Annotated in this window: 19 protein-coding genes; 9 read left to right on the top strand and 10 right to left on the bottom strand. The window is 34.8% G+C overall.

Translation table 11 applies throughout. The annotated features are described in order from the left end of the window. Position 1: 1 nt before the first annotated feature. Positions 2-856, bottom strand: a complete 855-nt coding sequence (locus B5X62_RS06990; RefSeq protein ID WP_144038319.1) for a hypothetical protein — start codon at positions 854-856, stop codon at positions 2-4. A gap of 759 nt (positions 857-1,615) precedes the next feature. Here B5X62_RS06990 and B5X62_RS06985 point away from each other — a divergent pair. The 4 genes from B5X62_RS06985 (at position 1,616) to B5X62_RS06970 (ending at position 6,229) form a co-directional block, all read left to right on the top strand. Then, a complete protein-coding gene (locus B5X62_RS06985) occupies positions 1,616-2,800 on the top strand; it encodes a response regulator transcription factor (RefSeq protein WP_159447635.1) in 1,185 nt (394 codons plus the stop codon). 14 nt (positions 2,801-2,814) lie between these two features. Then, complete coding sequence (locus tag B5X62_RS06980) at positions 2,815-4,023, top strand: response regulator transcription factor (RefSeq protein WP_079666685.1); 1,209 nt, start codon at positions 2,815-2,817, stop codon at positions 4,021-4,023. 116 nt (positions 4,024-4,139) lie between these two features. Continuing rightward, entirely contained in the window at positions 4,140-5,600 is a 1,461-nt protein-coding gene (gene guaB, locus B5X62_RS06975) for an IMP dehydrogenase (RefSeq protein ID WP_079666684.1), read from the top strand. Between the two features lie 179 nt (positions 5,601-5,779). Then, the gene (locus B5X62_RS06970; protein WP_144038318.1) at positions 5,780-6,229 is read left to right on the top strand and encodes a DUF6759 domain-containing protein; all 450 of its coding nucleotides are present in this window, start codon (positions 5,780-5,782) and stop codon (positions 6,227-6,229) included. 187 nt (positions 6,230-6,416) lie between these two features. On the opposite strand, the gene B5X62_RS06965 is transcribed toward B5X62_RS06970, so the two are convergent. From B5X62_RS06965 to B5X62_RS06935, 7 genes are all read right to left on the bottom strand, one after another. Then, positions 6,417-7,106, bottom strand: coding sequence for a T9SS type A sorting domain-containing protein (locus tag B5X62_RS06965; RefSeq protein ID WP_079666727.1), 690 nt, complete (start codon positions 7,104-7,106; stop codon positions 6,417-6,419). Between the two features lie 13 nt (positions 7,107-7,119). Next, entirely contained in the window at positions 7,120-7,719 is a 600-nt protein-coding gene (locus tag B5X62_RS06960; protein WP_079666682.1) for a phage tail protein, read from the bottom strand. Between the two features lie 17 nt (positions 7,720-7,736). After that, the gene (locus B5X62_RS06955; RefSeq protein ID WP_221405219.1) at positions 7,737-8,216 is read right to left on the bottom strand and encodes a phage tail protein; all 480 of its coding nucleotides are present in this window, start codon (positions 8,214-8,216) and stop codon (positions 7,737-7,739) included. Between the two features lie 101 nt (positions 8,217-8,317). Next, positions 8,318-8,908, bottom strand: coding sequence for a phage tail protein (locus B5X62_RS06950; protein WP_079666681.1), 591 nt, complete (start codon positions 8,906-8,908; stop codon positions 8,318-8,320). 141 nt (positions 8,909-9,049) lie between these two features. After that, entirely contained in the window at positions 9,050-10,084 is a 1,035-nt protein-coding gene (locus tag B5X62_RS06945) for a DUF4407 domain-containing protein (RefSeq protein WP_079666680.1), read from the bottom strand. A gap of 192 nt (positions 10,085-10,276) precedes the next feature. Further along, complete coding sequence (locus B5X62_RS06940) at positions 10,277-11,221, bottom strand: YihY/virulence factor BrkB family protein (protein ID WP_079666679.1); 945 nt, start codon at positions 11,219-11,221, stop codon at positions 10,277-10,279. Positions 11,222-11,224: 3 nt separating this feature from the next. Next, positions 11,225-11,740 (bottom strand): gamma carbonic anhydrase family protein, encoded by a 516-nt coding sequence (locus tag B5X62_RS06935; RefSeq protein WP_079666678.1) that lies wholly within the window; start codon positions 11,738-11,740, stop codon positions 11,225-11,227. Positions 11,741-12,004: 264 nt separating this feature from the next. On the opposite strand from B5X62_RS06935, the gene B5X62_RS06930 reads away from it, so the two are divergent. The 4 genes from B5X62_RS06930 to B5X62_RS06915 all read left to right on the top strand — a co-directional run bounded on the left by B5X62_RS06930 (position 12,005) and on the right by B5X62_RS06915 (position 15,380). Continuing rightward, positions 12,005-12,883, top strand: coding sequence for a NifU family protein (locus tag B5X62_RS06930; RefSeq protein ID WP_079666677.1), 879 nt, complete (start codon positions 12,005-12,007; stop codon positions 12,881-12,883). A gap of 38 nt (positions 12,884-12,921) precedes the next feature. Beyond that, a complete protein-coding gene (hemH, locus tag B5X62_RS06925; RefSeq protein WP_245797165.1) occupies positions 12,922-13,986 on the top strand; it encodes a ferrochelatase in 1,065 nt (354 codons plus the stop codon). A 4-nt stretch (positions 13,987-13,990) separates the two neighbouring features. Further along, the gene (locus B5X62_RS06920) at positions 13,991-14,365 is read left to right on the top strand and encodes a VOC family protein (protein ID WP_079666676.1); all 375 of its coding nucleotides are present in this window, start codon (positions 13,991-13,993) and stop codon (positions 14,363-14,365) included. Between the two features lie 91 nt (positions 14,366-14,456). Next, positions 14,457-15,380 (top strand): hypothetical protein, encoded by a 924-nt coding sequence (locus B5X62_RS06915; RefSeq protein ID WP_079666675.1) that lies wholly within the window; start codon positions 14,457-14,459, stop codon positions 15,378-15,380. A 111-nt stretch (positions 15,381-15,491) separates the two neighbouring features. Here the strand turns inward: B5X62_RS06915 and B5X62_RS06910 are convergent, their stop codons facing one another. Both B5X62_RS06910 and B5X62_RS06905 read right to left on the bottom strand, forming a co-directional pair. Then, the gene (locus B5X62_RS06910) at positions 15,492-15,776 is read right to left on the bottom strand and encodes a hypothetical protein (RefSeq protein WP_079666674.1); all 285 of its coding nucleotides are present in this window, start codon (positions 15,774-15,776) and stop codon (positions 15,492-15,494) included. Between the two features lie 64 nt (positions 15,777-15,840). Then, complete coding sequence (locus B5X62_RS06905) at positions 15,841-18,582, bottom strand: M16 family metallopeptidase (RefSeq protein ID WP_079666724.1); 2,742 nt, start codon at positions 18,580-18,582, stop codon at positions 15,841-15,843. A 102-nt stretch (positions 18,583-18,684) separates the two neighbouring features. On the opposite strand from B5X62_RS06905, the gene ruvC reads away from it, so the two are divergent. Continuing rightward, the gene (gene ruvC, locus B5X62_RS06900; protein WP_079666673.1) at positions 18,685-19,239 is read left to right on the top strand and encodes a crossover junction endodeoxyribonuclease RuvC; all 555 of its coding nucleotides are present in this window, start codon (positions 18,685-18,687) and stop codon (positions 19,237-19,239) included.

Below are 19,239 nucleotides of genomic sequence, written 5' to 3'. Positions count from 1 at the left end.
TTTAAAAATGATTGATCCAGCTCAAATCATTGTTGGCGACTTTACCAAAGTCATAAAAATCACGCAGATACAATTCTTCATTATTATAGTTTTCGGCTTCGCTCACTTGTATTTCAGCATCGCCATTTGTATTAAGTTGCGTATTGGTTAACATCAAATGTTTTGTACCAAGATTCGGAATATCAAGCACCGCTCCAACATCTGGCATTTGACTGCAGTCCAAAGAAAACTTTGTATAAATTTCTTTTTTTGAAGCCAGAGGATAAGCACTAGCAATATCATCAACTTGGATACAATACAAATTAGGGTTTAACATAAACCACGCACTATATATTTTTGAAATATCTATACCTTTTAGGTTAATTGTTTTTAGACGAGCATTGTTATCTACCATAATTGATCTTAATGATGCAAAACCACTAAGGTCAAGATTCTCAATTTCAGTTTTGTGAAGAGTAATCCTTTCAAAGTAATCATTGTTTGGTAACTTGATAGAGGATAGGTTAGACTCTTGGATCGACACAGACATCAAATAACGAAAATTGCTAAAGTCCAAATGCGGATTTGTCAATTGCAAGCTTCCTGAAACAACCAAGAATGTAAAGTTTTCAAAAGCTTCCAATCCCGTAAGATCTTTTATTACAGGGGCATCATAAATGCTTATACTTCCCTTATAAGCAAGCGCTTCTTCCAATTGAATTTCGGAATCGTTATTGGTATTAATTGAATAATTATTTAGTAAATAATTTTTAAATACTGGATCCGGAATATGGACATTTTGTGCCGAGACAACACTCGACAGCATTAAACATAATAAAAATATCCCTCGGGATAAAAAACATAATCTTTTCTTCATGTAAGTTATTTTTTAATTCAGAATTTCTTTGTCGCCATTATTACAATCGCAACATTTTTGCAAAGATTAAGATTTTAGAAAGTTATCGGAAGTTTTGATAGAGTAGTTCTAGAGTAGTTCTAGAAAAGCAATTAAAAAATAAATAAAGAACTGATAATCAAATATCATAATTTGTAAAACTACCCACTAGCCTACCCATAAGAATAGTCTCGAATAGCAACATTATTGGAATTTTGGGACAGGAACTAAAAAAATAAAAATATCTTTTCTTTATTCAAAACTGTTGTTAATAATAACAAAAATCCTACAAATTAACCCGAACGCTACAAAGGTAATATTCAATTAAAACCATTAATAAAAATAACACAAAGAATCAACCGAATGTTTAAAAATTTAATTACTATCAAAACAAATTGCATCTTTTTCTGAAATCATATAACATCAACAATAATATCATTACACTTTAGTGCCATTTTCTTTCATCAATTCAGTTGATGAGTTTCCAAATCTCGAACGGAAATCAATTCGGGAATCCTTTTAAATTTTCTAAAACCAAAATCCATTGGGGAATTGTGAGTCGATTTTAGAATTCATAATTCATTAATTCGGATTATTACAGTTTTAAAAATATTTTATTATTTTAGCGAATAATTTCATAATTCTGAAATTATCCCTGTGTTCAAAAACTAAACTAATCCGAGAACTTACTAAATGAATAAATTTCTATTCGTTTTAATATTTTTTTGTCTCTATATAAACATGAAAGCGCAACAGATAAATTCTGAAGCGCTTAATACGGAGATTTCACAACTTAACGACGCCTACAAATACGAGGAATCCATCATTAAACTCGAAGAAATCCTTCACAATAAAAAATCTCAAAATTACGATCGTTACAATGCTTACCTTCAAAAAGCTTTAACTTTTAAAAGACTTTACAATTATCCTGAAGTTTTAGAAAACCTAGATTTAGCTTTTGAGGAAGCGAAAGATACAGACTTTGTGGAAGAAGCAGAAGTTCGTGTTTTAACAGAAAAGATGTTTGTTGAGTTCGACTTACGAAATTTCGATAAAGCCGAAAAACTCATCAAAGATTTATCCAAAAAAAATATTGATTTGCTAGATGCCGAGACGCAAGCCTTCTACCTAAGTGCCGTCGCTGTCCTACAAATCATCAATAAAAATTACAATGCCGCACAGTTGACTTTGGAGGATGCAATTGGCATTTTGGAGCGGAAAAGCCCAAAACATCTTCCGCTTATTTACACCAAAATCATTGGACTTTCAGAACATCTTAAAGACAAAAACCTAGCGCAAAACGCCTTTGATAAAGGAATCCATTATGCTGAAAAATACAATATGGATATCTACAAAATATCTTTGTATTACACGATGAGCCATTTTTTTCTGACTTTCGAGGATTATAAAAATGCCTATCTCTACGAGAATCAGGGTGTCGAAATCTCAGCGAGATACAACGCTGCATTTCAAAATGGAAAATTATCTGTTCTCGAAAGAAACCTTTTGAACAAAAGAAAAAATGTAGAACTCGATTACCAGAAAAAAATTAAATACATCCTCGCTTTTGCATCCGCTATTTTGCTAGCTTTTTTAGTGGTTGTTGTTAAGTTATATCAATCTAACAGAGAGAAAAACAAGCTTATCCTTCGCGAAAATAACCGTATGCGCGCCGAGCTCGAAAAACTTACAAGTGAAGTGAATGAGCAAGGAGAAGACAAAATAAATCTTGCCAATTACAACCTTACAGATCGACAAATAGACATTGTGAACCTTGTAAAACTAGGAAAAACCAATAAAGAAATTGGCGAAAAACTTTACATTTCTGAAAATACAGTTAAATATCACCTCAAAATTATATACAGCAATCTCGGTATCGAAAACCGCTGGAATCTACGTGAAAGTTTACAAGAGAGCCTTTCATAATTTTTTTTAATTAAATGAAAACTTTATATATCCTTATTCTATTAGTCTTTAGTTGTTTTATTTCTGCCCAAAATGGGAATCTGAAAAAATTCAATGACGAAATATATGTCCTTAATAGTAAGCATCAGTACGAACAAAGCATTATCAAAATCTATGAAGTTCTTTACAATCCAAAGTCTTCACATTACGAAAAATACAATGCTTATCTGCAAAAATCTTTGACATATAAAAGGATATACAACTTTAACGAAGCTTATGGCAACCTCAACTACGCGTTAGAAGAAGGCTTAAAAACCGATAAAGTAAAAGAAGTAAATTCTAAGATCGCTATTGAAAAATTCTTTATCATTTTCGACTTACAACGATTTGAGAAAATTCGGGAAATGATAAACGATAACAAAAATATCGACTTATCATTAATCGATGAAGAAACAAAAGGTCTTTATCTTTCTGCCTTGGCTATTATTGAAATTATCGATGGTAACTACGATGATGCCAATGACAAAATTAATAATGCAATTAGTATTTACGAAAAAGTAAGTCCTAAAGATTTACCCAATATTTATGGTAAGAAAATGTTTCTGTACCAAAAACTCAATCAACCAGAAAAAGTTGAAGAAGCCTTCCGAAAAGCTATGTATTATGCAGAAAAATATAAAACAGACTTATATATAAAGAATCTAGCTATTAATATGTGGGAATTTTATACCCATCAAAACAACCTCGAAAAAGCAAAATATTATCGCGAAATTGCGGATAATCTCAAAGAAGACGACAATACTTTAATCAATATTAATAGCCTAAAACTTATCGAACTCGAAAAGAAACTAACTTCCGACTACCTAAGAAAAGAATACGAAGCACAACAAAAGAAACAACTATTAATAATTGTTGGATTTGTAATTGTTCTCGGCATTTTAGGCTATTTAGGATTTACTTTATTTAAAAATAGAAAGAAACGTCTTGCAGTTGAATCTGAGAATTTAGAAATCAGAAAAAAACTAGATGAGATTTTATTTAATTCAAAAAATGAAACCGAAGATTCTGACTTTAAAAACACGAATCTCACCGATAGACAACTTGAAATTATCGAACTCGTAAAAGTCGGCAAAACCAATAAAGAAATCGGTGCTGAGCTCTACATTTCGGAAAATACGGTTAAATATCACCTCAAGATAATCTACAATACTTTGGGCATCGAGAACCGTTGGGATTTGCGTTAAAAGAATTAACACATTGATTTTCAAGCAATAGAAAAGACAAAAATTAAATTTAGTTAATATCAATTTCCTGATTTTCAGAATTCATTAAAAAGCTTTAATTTTGCAAGAAAGTAAAAATGTCTATTCATAACAAAATTGTTGAACAAGCCATCACTTTTGATGATGTTCTTCTCATCCCTTCTTACTCAGAAGTTTTACCGAATCAGGTATCTTTAAAATCTAGACTTACAGACAAAATCACGCTTAATGCGCCAATCGTTTCTGCAGCGATGGATACAGTTACAGAAGCAGATTTAGCAATTGCTTTGGCAAGAGTTGGTGGTTTAGGATTTATTCACAAAAACATGACAATTGCTGAACAAGCTGCACAAGTTAATCGTGTAAAACGTTCAGAAAACGGCATGATTTCCGATCCTGTAACTTTGTCAAAAGACCATACTTTGGGACAAGCCAAAGACTTGATGTCTAAATACAAAATCTCTGGACTTCCAGTTGTTGACGCAGACGGAATCTTGGTTGGTATTATCACAAACCGCGATGTTAAATATCAGGAAAACCTTGATATGAAAGTCGCTGAGATTATGACAAGCGAAAATCTTATCACCTCTGACAAAGACACTAACTTAGAAAAAGCGAAAGAGATTCTTCTTAAAAATCGTGTTGAAAAACTACCGATTGTTGACAAGAAAAATAAATTGGTTGGATTGATTACTATTAAAGATATCGACAACCAAATGGAATATCCTAATGCTAACAAAGACGAAAACGGGCGCCTTATTGTTGGTGCTGGCGTTGGCGTTGGCGAAGACACGATGGATCGCGTTAAAGCACTTGTTGCTGCGGGCGTTGACATTGTTGCGATTGACTCTGCACATGGACATTCTAAAGGTGTTCTTGATAAAATATCAGAAATTAAAAAAGCTTATCCTAACCTAGACATCGTTGGTGGAAACATCGTAACTGCCGAAGCTGCAAAAGATTTAATAAAAGCTGGCGCTAACGTTCTTAAAGTTGGTGTTGGTCCAGGATCGATTTGTACAACACGTGTTGTAGCAGGTGTTGGCGTACCTCAACTTTCTGCAATCTACAACGTGTACGAATATGCTAAAAAGAAAAATGTTGCGGTTATCGCTGATGGCGGTATCAAACTTTCTGGTGACATCGTAAAAGCGATTGCTAGTGGTGCAAGCGCTGTAATGTTGGGTTCACTTTTGGCTGGTACCGAAGAAGCACCAGGCGAAGAAATCATCTTCCAAGGTAGAACTTTCAAATCTTATCAAGGTATGGGAAGTCTTTCTGCGATGAAGCGTGGTGGTAAAGAACGTTACTTCCAAAGTGAAGCTAAAAAATTCGTACCAGAAGGCATCGAAGGACGTGTACCTTACAAAGGAAAATTGGAGGATGTTATTTTCCAATTGACTGGTGGTCTACGTGCTGGTATGGGTTATTGCGGTGCTAAAGATATTGAAACACTTCAAAAAGATTCTAAAATGGTGATGATTACAGGAAGCGGTCTTAAAGAATCGCATCCACACGATGTTATCATCACACAAGAAGCACCTAACTATTCTTTGTAAAACTAAAGATTTAGATAAAACAATTAAGCTGTCCTTTGTGGCAGCTTTTTTTTAGGATTAAACTTTTTTAAATGAAATTTGATTTAAAATAAAACTTATTTCTGTAATTTTAAGTTTCATAACATTTTTAGAGAATTTACTTTTAAAAACTCTAGAAATTAATATTATTTTTAAAATTCATGTTTAAAATAAAAAACTATTTTCTTGTAGTATTACTGCTGTCATTAGTCGGATGTGACGTGATTCCGTCAGGTTCTGTCTATCGTCCAAATTCGGGTACAACTTCCTCAACCAACGAAAGTCGCGAGTTTGCTGATCTTATCGCGAAAGATCAAATCAATAAAAATGACGAAACTGCGAAAGTCCTCACCTACCTACTCAACGACGCCGATCCAAAAGAAAAGCAAACTGCCGCTGTCATTACCAACACTTCGAATTGCAATATTATTGTCCGCCTAACTCAATCTGGAGGAAACAAAATTTACAATCTTCCAGTTTCTAAAAACAGTAAAAACCAATTTATCATCGATAAAGGAAATTACACTTTGAGATCAAATGTTTGTTCAGCTAAATATTATTCGCAGAAAAGTGTAACAGACGCACTTATTTTGACTTTAGGCACCAACTAAATTTTTACTTTTTTTGGAATTAAATATTAACTTTCGAGATAAAATATTCAGATATAGGATGTATATTCATAGCGTCAATTTGGGTGAAAATCAGGAAGATTTTGTATCGAGAATTTAGAAAACTTAGGAAAACAAAAATCCGACTCAGCTAACTAAGTCGGATTTACTTTTTTAAAAATAGAAGTTTCTATTCTTTAATAAATTTAATTTCGTGATTTTTAGAATCTTTTGTTTCAATTTTTATGATGTACAAACCTTTTGAAAGTTTTGAAACATTAATGTTTAATTTAGACTTTTCCGAAACGACTAATCTTCCAGCATTATCATAAATCGATATTGAATTTAATTGTTCATCAGCAATAATATTCAAGACGTCTTTAACTGGATTTGGGTAAATCTTAAATTTATTCTTATTAAAATCTGATAAAGCCAATGTTGAAGTATGGACATCTCCGGTCATTGTAGAATTAGCGCCAGACATGCTTCCGCCACATTCACCTTGGGTTATCGCAGTATTCTCTAACCATTCTCCCGTAGTATTGCTTGGTGGATTAACAGCTGAAGAGCTTCCGGTAGCGTTATAAAAAACAACATAAGGATCAACAAAATCACCATCACCTTGGTCAGCCAGAAATTCCCATCTTGTATTGGTATTATTCCATTGGATTTTGAATTCGCAAATCCCAAGTCCTCCACAAGGTTGATCGCCTGTAACAGGCGTTGTAATATAGATGCCTTTACCGTAAGTATCCGTGCCGGTTTTAGTCAAAACAAAATCTTGGTTATTAAATAGATTGTAACAACCTTTATAATTAATTGTTTGTGCCTTAGATAATCCAAATCCCAAGCACAAAGACAGTAGTATTTTAGTTTTCATAATCATAGTGTTTTTAGTTTTGTGATGGATAAATACCTTGTAGTGCGATAATACACTTAAAAGTAATATAGGGCTGGATGTTATCATGTGGTTGACTACCTCCCGCAGTTTTAACAGAAAGATTATTCATTGGTGCTAAGGTCCCGCTTGTCGCATACTTTTTATCCAAAACTTGACTATCAGACGGCAAAGCATTAGTAGGAAGATTTTGACTACCTACACCACTAACAGCAGTAATTTGATGATTATGCATAGGCATTTGATTTATTGTTAAAGTTTCCTTTTCTGTGCCAGCAGATTGTCCTAATACATAATTACCACCACTGGTAGTTGAAGTACCATCACCAACCAACACGCGACTTTGTACATTAGGCAATGCAAAGGTCGTCACACCATCGCCACCATAAGTTGTTCCTATCAAACTATATAAAGCAGAGTTTTCATTTATAGACATTAGTTGACCGTTACAGTCTGCCCAACCTTGCGGTGCAAAAGTAAATGCGACATATAGCATTTGTCCCAGATAAGCATCACCTCCGCCTTGTGCTTTTAGTTTAGTATTACCTGCTATAAAAGCAAGCAAAATACCTAGTATTAAAAATTTATTTTTCATGGTTTAGTTATTTGAAATTAATTACGTGACGGATAAATACCTTGTAGTGCGATAATACATTTTAATGTCGTATAAGGCTGCATATTGTTATGTGGTTGAGAAGCTCCTGAACCTGACAACATATTATTTGACATTGTAGTATCTGCAGCCGCATCCGAGTATTCTGGATCGCCTGCTAAAGTATCTGCCATACGATTTCCTACAGGAGTAGAAGAGTCACCTTTTACTTTGACAGCAGTAAGATTATGGTTATGCGTTGGTAATTCATTGGGAGTTAAGGTCACCCAAGGAACCCCAACTTGTGTACCAACTACATAGTTAGGACCATCTCCCATTATAGTACGTCCTCTCATATCGGGTAAAGCAAAATTTGTCGTACCATTGCCACCAAATTGTGTACCTAGCAAACTAAATAAAGCAGTATTTTGGCTAATGTTCAACAATCTTCCATCACAAGGCGCCCAGTTTTTTGGAACAACATTATATGGCACCCACATGATTTGGCCAATCAGGGGCACGTTTTGCGAAAAGCCTTTGACACCTATCATTAACAACGCAATGATAGTTAGTTTTTTAAATTTATTCATGGTAAAAGTTTTTATGGTCTTGCTGGAAAAACACCTTGCATAGCAATAATGCATTTTAAAGCCAAAGAAGGCATACGATTCTCGTGTGCTTGATTGCCTCCAACGGCACTAACAGCAGTAGATTTCATAATAACCTCATCTGCAGCAAGTGTAGATGTTGAATATTCTTTGTCAAGCGTCTTTGTCTTTGCAGGATAAGCAGCATTTGGTTTATTCTGATTAGCCACTTCTGCCGTACCCATCAGTTGATGTGTATGTGTTGGCATTTCTGCGATGGAAAGTGTGACACTTTCTGTGCCACCTGTTTGTCCTATATAATAATCACTAAGACCTGCGCCTTGTCCATCATCAATAATCACGCGACCTTGTGCATTAGGCAATGCAAAATTAGTCATACCATTTCCTCCATAAGTTGTCCCTAGTAAAGAAAACAATGCGGTATTCTGAGAAATTTGTAAAAGAGAGCCATCGCAATCATGCCAACCTTGAGGTGCAAAATTGTAAGGTACAAACATAATCTGACCGATAAATTGATTTTGCGCAGAAAGCTTCGCACTTAGACTCCCCACAAGAACGAGGAGAGTACTGGTAATAAGTTTCATAGAAATTAGTTTTCGCAAAAATATAGAAATAATCAAATACGAAAAAAGATTTTTCTCATATTTAACATTAAGATAAAACTAAAGCACAAAAAAATAGATTTCTATTAATGAAATCTATTTTAAAACACGTAAAATTTAAGTTTATTCTTCTTTATCTAAATCCTGTTCGAAAACCTTCAGGCGATGTTTAGTACTCATATCGCCTTTTGCAATTTTTTCTTTAGCATAGACTTTAAAAGAATGTTCGGTCTTTTCTAAAAGATAATCATAAGGACCAACATTGGAAATTAGCTTAATCAACACTGGCGAAATCTCCAGACAGATAAACATTCCCATGATAAAACTCGCTGCTAGAGCAATGATTGCAGAGTTTTTGCCCAACTCATCCAAAGCTTGTAATCGCGCAGCAAATCCATTGAATTTATCTTCAAAAGTTTCGGTGCTTTTTCTTTCAGTTTCTAGGTTGGTATAGACTTTTGACACTTCTTTGTCGAGATATTCCAAACGTGGTGCGACTTGTTTTTGATAATTTTCTAAATCTTGTCGACGTTGCTCTTTCAGTTCGGCTTTACGTTTAGCATTTGGTCCATAACCTTCTTTACCGCTGGTAAGTCCAGTTTTAGTACCGAGAATCTCTTTTTCCAATTCTACCGCAGCAGAATCATACGAAATCCTATAAGCTGCAATTTTATCATTAATTTCTTTTTTCTCAGTATCAAAAGGTCCAGATTGTTGAAGAATACGACCATTCATCTCGGCTTGTAATTGTTTTTTATTCCGTTGAATAATCGTGTTAAGTTGCTTGTTGACTTCCTTTTCAAAAATCTTAAGTTCCAAAGGTTTTGCAATGATAATTCCGAGAAAAGTAGCCAAAGCTAAACGCGGCAAAGTCATCAACAACTGATGCCACCAACCGACTGTTTTCTTAATCGACGATACAATATATCGGTCGAGATTAAAAATCATCAAACCCCACAAAAGTCCAAATCCTGCAGCAACCCAATAGTCATCAAAAACTGTAAAAATGGCGTAACCAGCAGACAAAGTTGCAAAGATCGCGGTAAACAAAACGATACCACCAATACCTGCAAATTTATTCCATTCCGAGGGCGTTTTTTTCAAAATATGAACATTCGCACCCGAACAAAGTATTAGAAAATGTTGTAATCCATTCATTATAAAAAGTTGTTATTTAGTTTGACTATTTGTCACATCTAATTCCATTTTGTTACAAATAGTAATAGGCTTAACCAAGTAGCGAAAAATATGCCAAGGTTTTTAATCCTATTTTAAATTTTAAAATGAATTTCAACAAAGATTCGCAAAGCTTATTTAATAAAGAAAAAAATAAATTTGAAAAGAAGAATATTAAGATTTAGATTCTTCTGTTGGAACAATAATGCTGTTTTCCTGGTCTCGCAATCGCTTTTCGGCATTCCATTTTGCGAATTTTGAAGGTTTTATATAATGTCCTTTTTTGTATGCATAGACTTTGGTAAACTCAGCGCCAAAAAAGATAATTTGACAACTATAATTAACCCACATCATAATAAGAATAACCGTACCAGCAGCGCCAAAAACAGAAGTTGGCTTAGACAAATCAAAATACAAACTCAGCAACATTTTCCCGATATTGAATAACAAAGCAGTTACTACAGCGCCCATCCAGACGGACTTCCAAGAGATTTCGACGTCGGGCAAAACTTTAAACATAAAAGCGAATAACAAAGTTACCACCAAAAACCCCAACACAAAATTGGAAATTTGCATCAGAATGTAAGTTTCAATCCCGAAATAACCAGTTATCAGATTATTGGCAAGTCCCAAAAGCGAGGACAAAACCATACTTATCAAAAGCAAAAACGTGATAACGAGAATCATTCCCAGAGAATTGGCGCGATCTAACAAGAATTTTTGCCAAGCACGTTTTGGTGCAGATTCGATGTCCCAAAGTTGATTAAGCGACGTCTGCATTTGGAAAAACAAAGTTGTAGCACCAAAAATTAAAGTACCGACACCTAAAGTTTTCATCCAGATATTTTGTTTATCAATGACAGCGCTGGTAACAATACTTTCGATACTAGAAGCAACATCTTTCCCCATGATTCCTCGGAACTGAGCGGTAATTTCACCACGAATCGCTTCTTCACCATAAAAATTTCCCGCTACCCAAATCACAATAATCAGCAATCCGGGAAGCGAGAAAATCGCGTAATAAGCAATACTCGCACTGTCTTTGCTCGCAGACGACTTCATCCACTCGCTAAAGCTTTCTTTAAGAACACTCCAGAAGTCCGAGATTATTTTCAGCATATTTTATTCTTTATACCAACCTGAATATTTCATATAGTTGTTGGCAATCCTGTTAATTTCGCCTTCTATTAATTGTTGCGAAACATCTTTCACTTTTTTTGCAGGGACGCCAGCCCAGATTTCGCCTTCGCCAATATGTGTATTTGCCGTAACAACTGCACCTGCAGCCACAATCGAATTACTTTCTACCACACAATCGTCCATCACAATTGCGCCCATGCCAATTAGGACATTATCCTTCAAAGTACAACCGTGCACAATCGCGTTATGACCTATGGACACGTTGTTTCCAATTTCAGTCGCACTTTTTTGATACGTGCAATGCACCATTGCATTGTCCTGAATATTAACTTTGTTACCGATTTTTATGGAATTAACATCTCCACGAATCACCGCGTTGTACCAGACGCTACAATCGCTTCCCATTTCTACATCACCTATTACCGTTGCTGTTTCAGCCAACCATGTGTTCTCCCCCATTTTGGGCGTTTTTCCTAGAAGTTCTCTAACTATTGCCATTATTTAAGTTTAATTTTTTAGAAGCTATTCCCGCTTTCCGTTGTATCTTTTGTTGTGGCGACCTCGCTACGCTCGGCCGCCACCACAAAAGGATGCCGCTGCAATCGGGGCTAGAATTTTGTGCTTCGATAAGCCATAAGTCTGATAGAAAATTCAAATAACCTCTAAACTCCTATTCCTCAAGCCAACACAGAATTCTTAAGCATTCTTACATTTTTTTCTTCCACCAAATTACGATATTTTTGCATAAGAAAAATCCAGTCTATGAGACAAATTTTAATAGAACCAACAGAAAATCCTAAAGTCCTAAAGTTTGTAGCAGATTACAACCTCATCCCAGGCTCTTTAGAACTCGATAGAGATTCCGACATTTCGGAAATCCCATTAGCGCAAGAATTGTTCAACTATCCTTTTGTTAACCGTATTTTTATCACGGCTAACTTTATCGCAGTTGCCAAAGAAGACAGCGTAGAATGGGAGCATGTAGCCGAAAATCTTAAAAACGTTATCGAAGACGAACTTCTTGCAAACCCAAGAATTTACCTTCAAAAGAAAAAAGAATTGTACCAGATCTATTCTGAAATGACGCCTAACCCAAATGTTATGAAATTCGTTTCTAACAAAATGCTTATGGATGGCTTTTTAGAATGCAAAAATGTACAGGACGCAGAGTTTGTTCCTTTAGCAAAAGCGCTTTTCGACGAATTTGATTTTGTAAAAGAAGTTTTCATTAGTGACAACTTTGTTGCCGTGACAAAAGATAACCAATACGAGTGGCATCAGATTATGACGCAAGTGCGTTCTAAAGTTGCAGATTATCTACAAGGTGGCGGCGAAATTTCTAATGTAGAACCGCATCCACACGAAAATCCTGTTCAGAAAATTCTTAATAGAGATTACACAGACAATGAGCAAAAAATTAGCGATATTCTTATGGAATATGTGGCACCAGCGGTTGAAAATGATGGTGGAAAAATCTCACTTATGGAATATGATGAAGATAGCAAAACAGCAAAAATGCTTCTACAAGGCGCTTGTAGCGGATGTCCTTCTTCAACAGCAACGCTTAAAAACGGTATCGAAAATATTTTAAAACAATTTGTTCCCGATCTAGTGGAAAAAGTTGAAGCGGTTAACGGCTAAAATTTAAAATAAATTCAAAAACCTTTTAATACAAAAAATTGAATACCAACAATATACCTCCAAAAAACACAAACAAAAAAGGGATTTTACTTGTTAATCTAGGTTCTCCAAAATCAACTTCTGTTGCAGATGTCAAAGACTATCTCGACGAATTCTTGATGGACGAACGTGTTATCGATTATCGCTGGATTGGCCGTGCGCTTTTGGTACAAGGTATTATCCTGAAAACGCGTCCAGCAAAGTCTGCCGAAGCTTACAAAACGGTTTGGACAGACCAAGGTTCTCCACTTATTGTTATTACAGAACAGATAAAAACCAAACTTCAAAAGCTGGTTGATGTTCCTGTAGAAATCGGAATGCGTTACGCAGAACCAAGCATCGAAACTGGCATTCAAAAATTGGTTGATCAAGGCATTTCGGAGATTGTTTTGTTTCCGTTGTATCCGCAATATGCGATGAGCACAACAGAAACGGTTATCGAAAAAGCAGAAAGCGTTCGCAAGAAAAAATTTCCTGATGTTAAGATTAATTACATTCAGCCGTTTTATAATCGTGAAGATTACGTCAATTGTTTAGCGGAAAGTATTCGTGAAAAATTGCCGACACATTTTGATGCGTTGCAGTTTTCTTACCACGGCGTTCCAGAAAGACATCTTTACAAAACCGATCCTTCTAACACTTGCAAAATCGATGATGCCAATTGTATCAACAGCCAAGTGGAAACGCATAATGCCTATTGTTATCGCCACCAATGTTACAAAACGACAGAATTGGTGATTGAGAAATTGGGTATTCCGAAAGAAAAGGTTATCGTGAGTTTCCAATCTCGTTTGGGGAAAGACAAATGGGTTGAACCTTATACAGACGAGACTTTCGAAAGCATTCCTAAAAAGGGAATTAAAAATATTGCTGTGGTTTGTCCAGCTTTTGTGTCCGATTGTTTAGAGACTTTAGAAGAAATTTCGGTGGAAGGTAAAGAAGAATTTTTGCATGCTGGTGGCGAAAGTTTCCATTACATCCCTTGTCTTAACGACGAAGACCAATGGATTAATGTTGTCAAAACTTTGTGCGAAGAAAAACTTAACCAATTTTATTTAGTTTAAAAAAATGATATTTCGCGTCGCTAGACATACATCAAATATTGAAAAACTAAGCCACTTCTACACTAGCATTTTATGTTTTGAAGTTTTGGGAAGTTTTAAAAATCATGATAATTACGATGGTGTATTTTTAGGAAAGCGAAATGAAAACTGGCATCTAGAATTTACGCAAAGCAACGAAGCTTCAAAAGCTGTTTTTGATGACGATGACATTTTGGTTTTTTATCCGAATTCACAATCGGAATATGATCAAATTTTGGAAAATCTAAAAAAACATCAAGTTCCGATTCTTGAGCCAAAAAATCCGTATTGGAAAGCCAACGGGATATGTTTTGAAGATTGTGACCGCCACAAAATCATAGTCTCTCATTTAAAAATATAATAACAAAAACCTCAGAAATTCTGAGGTTTTTTGTATAATTAAATATCATTAACTACAAAAATATTATCTTCGAAAAGCTAAAAACATTTTTATGAGAAAATTTCTGTTACTGATATTATTAAGTGTTTTCACTTTTGGGTTCTCACAAAATCGATATTCCGCTTTTGGTCATAACGGCATTTTCGGGATCGTTGACAAGACAAATCTTGCAGAATTTTTAGAGCCAACTTATCAACGTGTAGATTTCTTTTTCACTGATTATTTAGCAATGAAAAAAGACAATCAAGTTGATTTTTATTCGAAATCTAACACCGAAAAATTTAGTTTAACAGACCAAGAACAGGATGAAATAAAACTTAATAACCGAAATTATTATCATTATCAAGATGCAAATGCTTCTTATTTAATTCCAGATTTAGTTGCTGAAAAAATCAAACTTCCAAAAAAGTACAAAGCGATTGTAGAACATAAAGCTTCTTTATTTGGTAGTTTAGAAAATAGTTTTGATATTATCGATTTTAAAAACCATAAAGTCAGCAAATCCATCAAGTCAATTTATTATCACGCTGGGACTTTCAATAACAAATTAAATTCTAAAACCGAAGACCTTATTGTGTTTTATGGTAATGCGACAATCGAAGTTTATGATGGTCAACAAAAGCTTTTAAAAGTTTATAAATCCAACGAAAAATCTAAGGAAACTGTTTTTAAAATCATCTGTAAAGATTTTGAATATGTACCTACGCCAGAAATGGTTTATAGAGCTGATGTTGCCGATCCTGATTGGGCTTCTGAAAGTTTACAAAATCGCACCAAAATCTGGTTAAGCAAAGACAAACGAAAATATTTTAGCATAGCAGGACGTTGTGAAATCCATTACGCTGACGGAAAAAACTGGATTTCGATACAGTCATATTCACAACAACAGACTTTCCAATTTGAGGTGGATTTTGAAAATAAAAAATTCATTATTCCTCAAAAATATATTGATAAACTGGATTTGAAATTTGATTGAAATTTTTCTAAACACAATTTAAAGGTTAATAATAGAAAAAATTTAAAGCAATAAAAAAGTCCAAGCAATTAACTCGAACTTTCATCTAATAATTAAAATAAATTGATCTTTCTAATCGCCACTCCAAGTTCTTGTTACAAGCTCGTCCTTAGTAGTATAGAAAACCATATACTCTGATATTGGAAAAACTGGATAGTAAACTAATCGTACTTCATCCTTTGAAAAGTCGTAGATTTTATCAGGCTTACCTAAAACACGTGTGACTTCCGACAAATGCATTCCTTTTCTAATTTTATTAAAATTGTCATCCTTCATTTTAAAATCAATATACAAATATGCAGTAGCACATACAATAATCACGAGAAAAGCCATGACAATAAGCGTTGCGTTTTTCATATTTAAAAGAAACAAAGTCCAAGTAAATAACTCGGACTTTGTTTAAATATTATTTGGTTTAAAACTATTTCTTGTTAAAATCTCCAACAAAAATTGACGTCAATTTATCTTCAGAAATATACTTTCTAAGAACAGCATTAACTTGATCTAATTTGAGTGCAGAAACTTGTGCTTCCAACTTGTCATAATCGTCTAATGGCACACCAAATTGCAATTGTGTGTTCACTAAATTCATCAAAGTTCCGTCATTGCCCAAACCTGTTTTACGAGAATTAAGCCAAGATGTTAAATTAGATTTCATCTCTTCTTGCGTGAAACCTCCTTTAAGAGCTGTTGCAATTTCTTCTTTCAAAGCCTTGTTAACCGCATCTTTTTTAGTCGGATTGTAGAAGGCATACCACGACCAAGATGCCACATCGTTGTTAGCTGGGACGTTCATAAAAGAACCCGCACCATAACTGATACCTTCTTTCTCACGAAGACGCATTGGGATACGCGCAGACAAGAAGCCACCACTACCAAGAATCTCGTTAGCCATCACCATCGCTGGATAATCTGGGCTATTACGATCCATTGTAAAGTTGATACGTCCAACTGCTGCACCATTCTCCTTATCAGGTGTAATGATTTCTTTATCTAATTTTTTAGTTGAAAATAATTCAGGTTTTATGTATTCATATTTTGATTTAGAATTCCATTTTCCAAAAGTATTTTCTAGCAATGAACCTGTCGTTTTTGCATCCAAATCTCCAACAACAGAGCCAACGCCATTATTGCTACCAAGCATCGAATTGTAGAAATCTACCAATTGTTGACGTGTTACTTTTTTGTTGTTTTCAATTTGTTCTTTAATAGATGGCGTGTAATAAATACTTTCTTTAGAATATGGCGAAGCAACACGCTCGATCTCGTTAAAAGCAATAGCTTGCGGATCGTTAAGCGAACCTTCTAGATACGTATTATATTCGTTAACCGTTTTTACCAATTCAGCTTCTGGGAAGGTTGATTCAGTTAAAATCTCTTTAACCAAATTCATCACTTTCGGCAAATTTTCTTTGTAAGTGCTGACATTTACAACCAAATTTTGACCTCCAAATCCGAAATAAAGATTGGTCTTCCACTCGTCCAACATATCTTGTATTTGCTCTTTGGTATGCGATTTAGTCCCAGTTTTAAGAACTTCAGCCATTAAAGAAGCCACATCAGATTTTCCTGTTAAATCTTTAGCATTCCCGATTGGAAAACGGAAATTGGCAACCACTTTCCCGCCTTTTATTTCTTTTTTAATCAAAGCATACTTCATCCCATTGCTCAACTTAGACTCTGTAAGATTTGCTTTTAGATTTTTGATAGATGCCTCAAAAGGTGCTGCTTCTTTCTCGATAGCACGACCTTTATAATCTTTAGTCAAAGTTGCAATCTGCGCATCCGAAAACTCTATATTTTTAACACGAACTTCATCTTTAGTTGGAATAAAGGCTCCAACTGTTCTATTGTTACTTTTAAAGTATTTTTCGGCAACACGTTGAATATCCCCTTTCGTTAACTTTTCGATATTGTCACGATAAAGCATTTCAAGTTTGTAGTTACCAGCACCAATAATTTCCGTTAAATTAATAGCATAATTAATCGTGTTGTTTTTGGTATTTTCCAACTGTTTCAGAAGTTTCGCTTTTGCACGCTTAACGTCATCATCTGTAAATTTAATTGTTGAAACTTTATCTAATTCTTTTCTAAAATCTTCCTGCGTTGCTTTAACATCTTTATCATTCGGAACTTCTAACCCGAAATACATATAACTAGCATCGCGAACTGTTGGTTGCCAAGCGTACACAGAAGCCGCTTTGTGCGTATCAATAAAAGCTTTGTACAAATATCCTGATGGATCCGACGTCAAAATTTCGCTTAGCGCATCCAAAGCTGCATAATCTTTATCAGCAAATGGCGCAGTGTGATAAAGCGCACCAATAACTTTGCTATCACCAGAACGCTTCAATTCTATAAAACGCTCACCATCTTGCGCAGGTTCAACTGTGTAAGTCAAGTCAATCACTCGCGAAGGTTTTGGGATGGGCGCAAAATATTGAGAAACATAATCTAATGCTTTTTTCTCATCAAACTTACCAGCAACAATTAAGGTTGCATTGTCTGGCTGATAGAATTTTTCATAAAACTTTCTAAGTGTTGGCGCTTTTACACGTTCGATATCTTCTTTGCTTCCAATTGTCGAATTTCCGTAATTATGCCATAAATATGCAGTTGAGACAATTCTTTCTTGCAGCACCCTTCCAGGATTATTCTCGCCGATTTCGAATTCATTTCTAACAACAGAAAACTCTTTATCAAGATCCGATTGCAAAATCGTCGCATTTATCATTCTGTCTGCTTCCATCTCCAAAGCCCAACGAAGATTATCATCACTCGAAGGAAAAACTTCGTAATAATTGGTTCTGTCGTACCAAGTTGTTCCATTAGCTGTGCCACCTTTATCAGATAATTGCTTTTTGATATCACCTAATTTTTTGGTACTTTTAAAAAGCATGTGTTCTAGCAAATGCGCCATACCTTTTTCACCGTAACCCTCGTGGCGCGAGCCAACATTATAGACGATGTTAACCACCATATTACTTTGTGAAGCATCTGGAACCAAAAGAACTTTGAGTCCATTTTTTAAAGTGTATTCTTTGATTCCTTCGGTATTGCTAACAAAAACTGGAGCTTCTGTCATGTTTTTTTGCGCATAGATAGCGATCGGCGCAACACCAAAACTCAGCGAAAATGCTGAGGCAAGTAAAAGTTTTTTCATAGATATTTTGTTAATTTTTTGTGATTCTAAATGTACTATTTTATTTAATGCAAAATTTTTAATATTCAAATTTTTAAAAAATCTTGACGTAACTTTGTGAGGATGCAAACGGAAAAAATCATTTTAGGAATTGACCCAGGAACAGCCGTGATGGGATTTGGACTTATCACTATTAAAGGTGGCAAAATGTCTCTTCTCGCAATCCATGAATTAATTCTTAAAAAATACGATACCCACGAAATAAAACTAAAACACATCTTTGACCGAACACTTTCGTTAATAGACGAATATCATCCTGACGAAGTCGCTTTGGAAGCGCCTTTCTTTGGTAAAAATGTGCAAAGTATGTTAAAACTTGGTCGCGCACAAGGTGTTGCAATGGCTGCTAGTCTGCATCGCGATGTCCCGATTGTGGAATATTCTCCCAAAAAGGTTAAAATGGCAATTACTGGAAACGGAAACGCCAGCAAAGAACAAGTTGCAGGAATGTTGCAAAAACTTTTAAACTTAAAAGAATTCCCGACCAAATATCTCGATGCTTCGGATGGTTTGGCGGTTGCCGTTTGTCATCATTTTAATTCTGGAAGTATTTCTACCGAAAAATCTTATACTGGTTGGGATAGTTTTCTTAAACAAAATCCTAATCGAATTAAATAA

The organism is Soonwooa buanensis (assembly GCF_900167905.1).
Lineage (GTDB): Bacteria > Bacteroidota > Bacteroidia > Flavobacteriales > Weeksellaceae > Soonwooa > Soonwooa buanensis.
The sequence above is the reverse complement of the archived record's forward strand: the minus strand, read 5'-3'. Positions and strand labels throughout refer to the sequence as shown.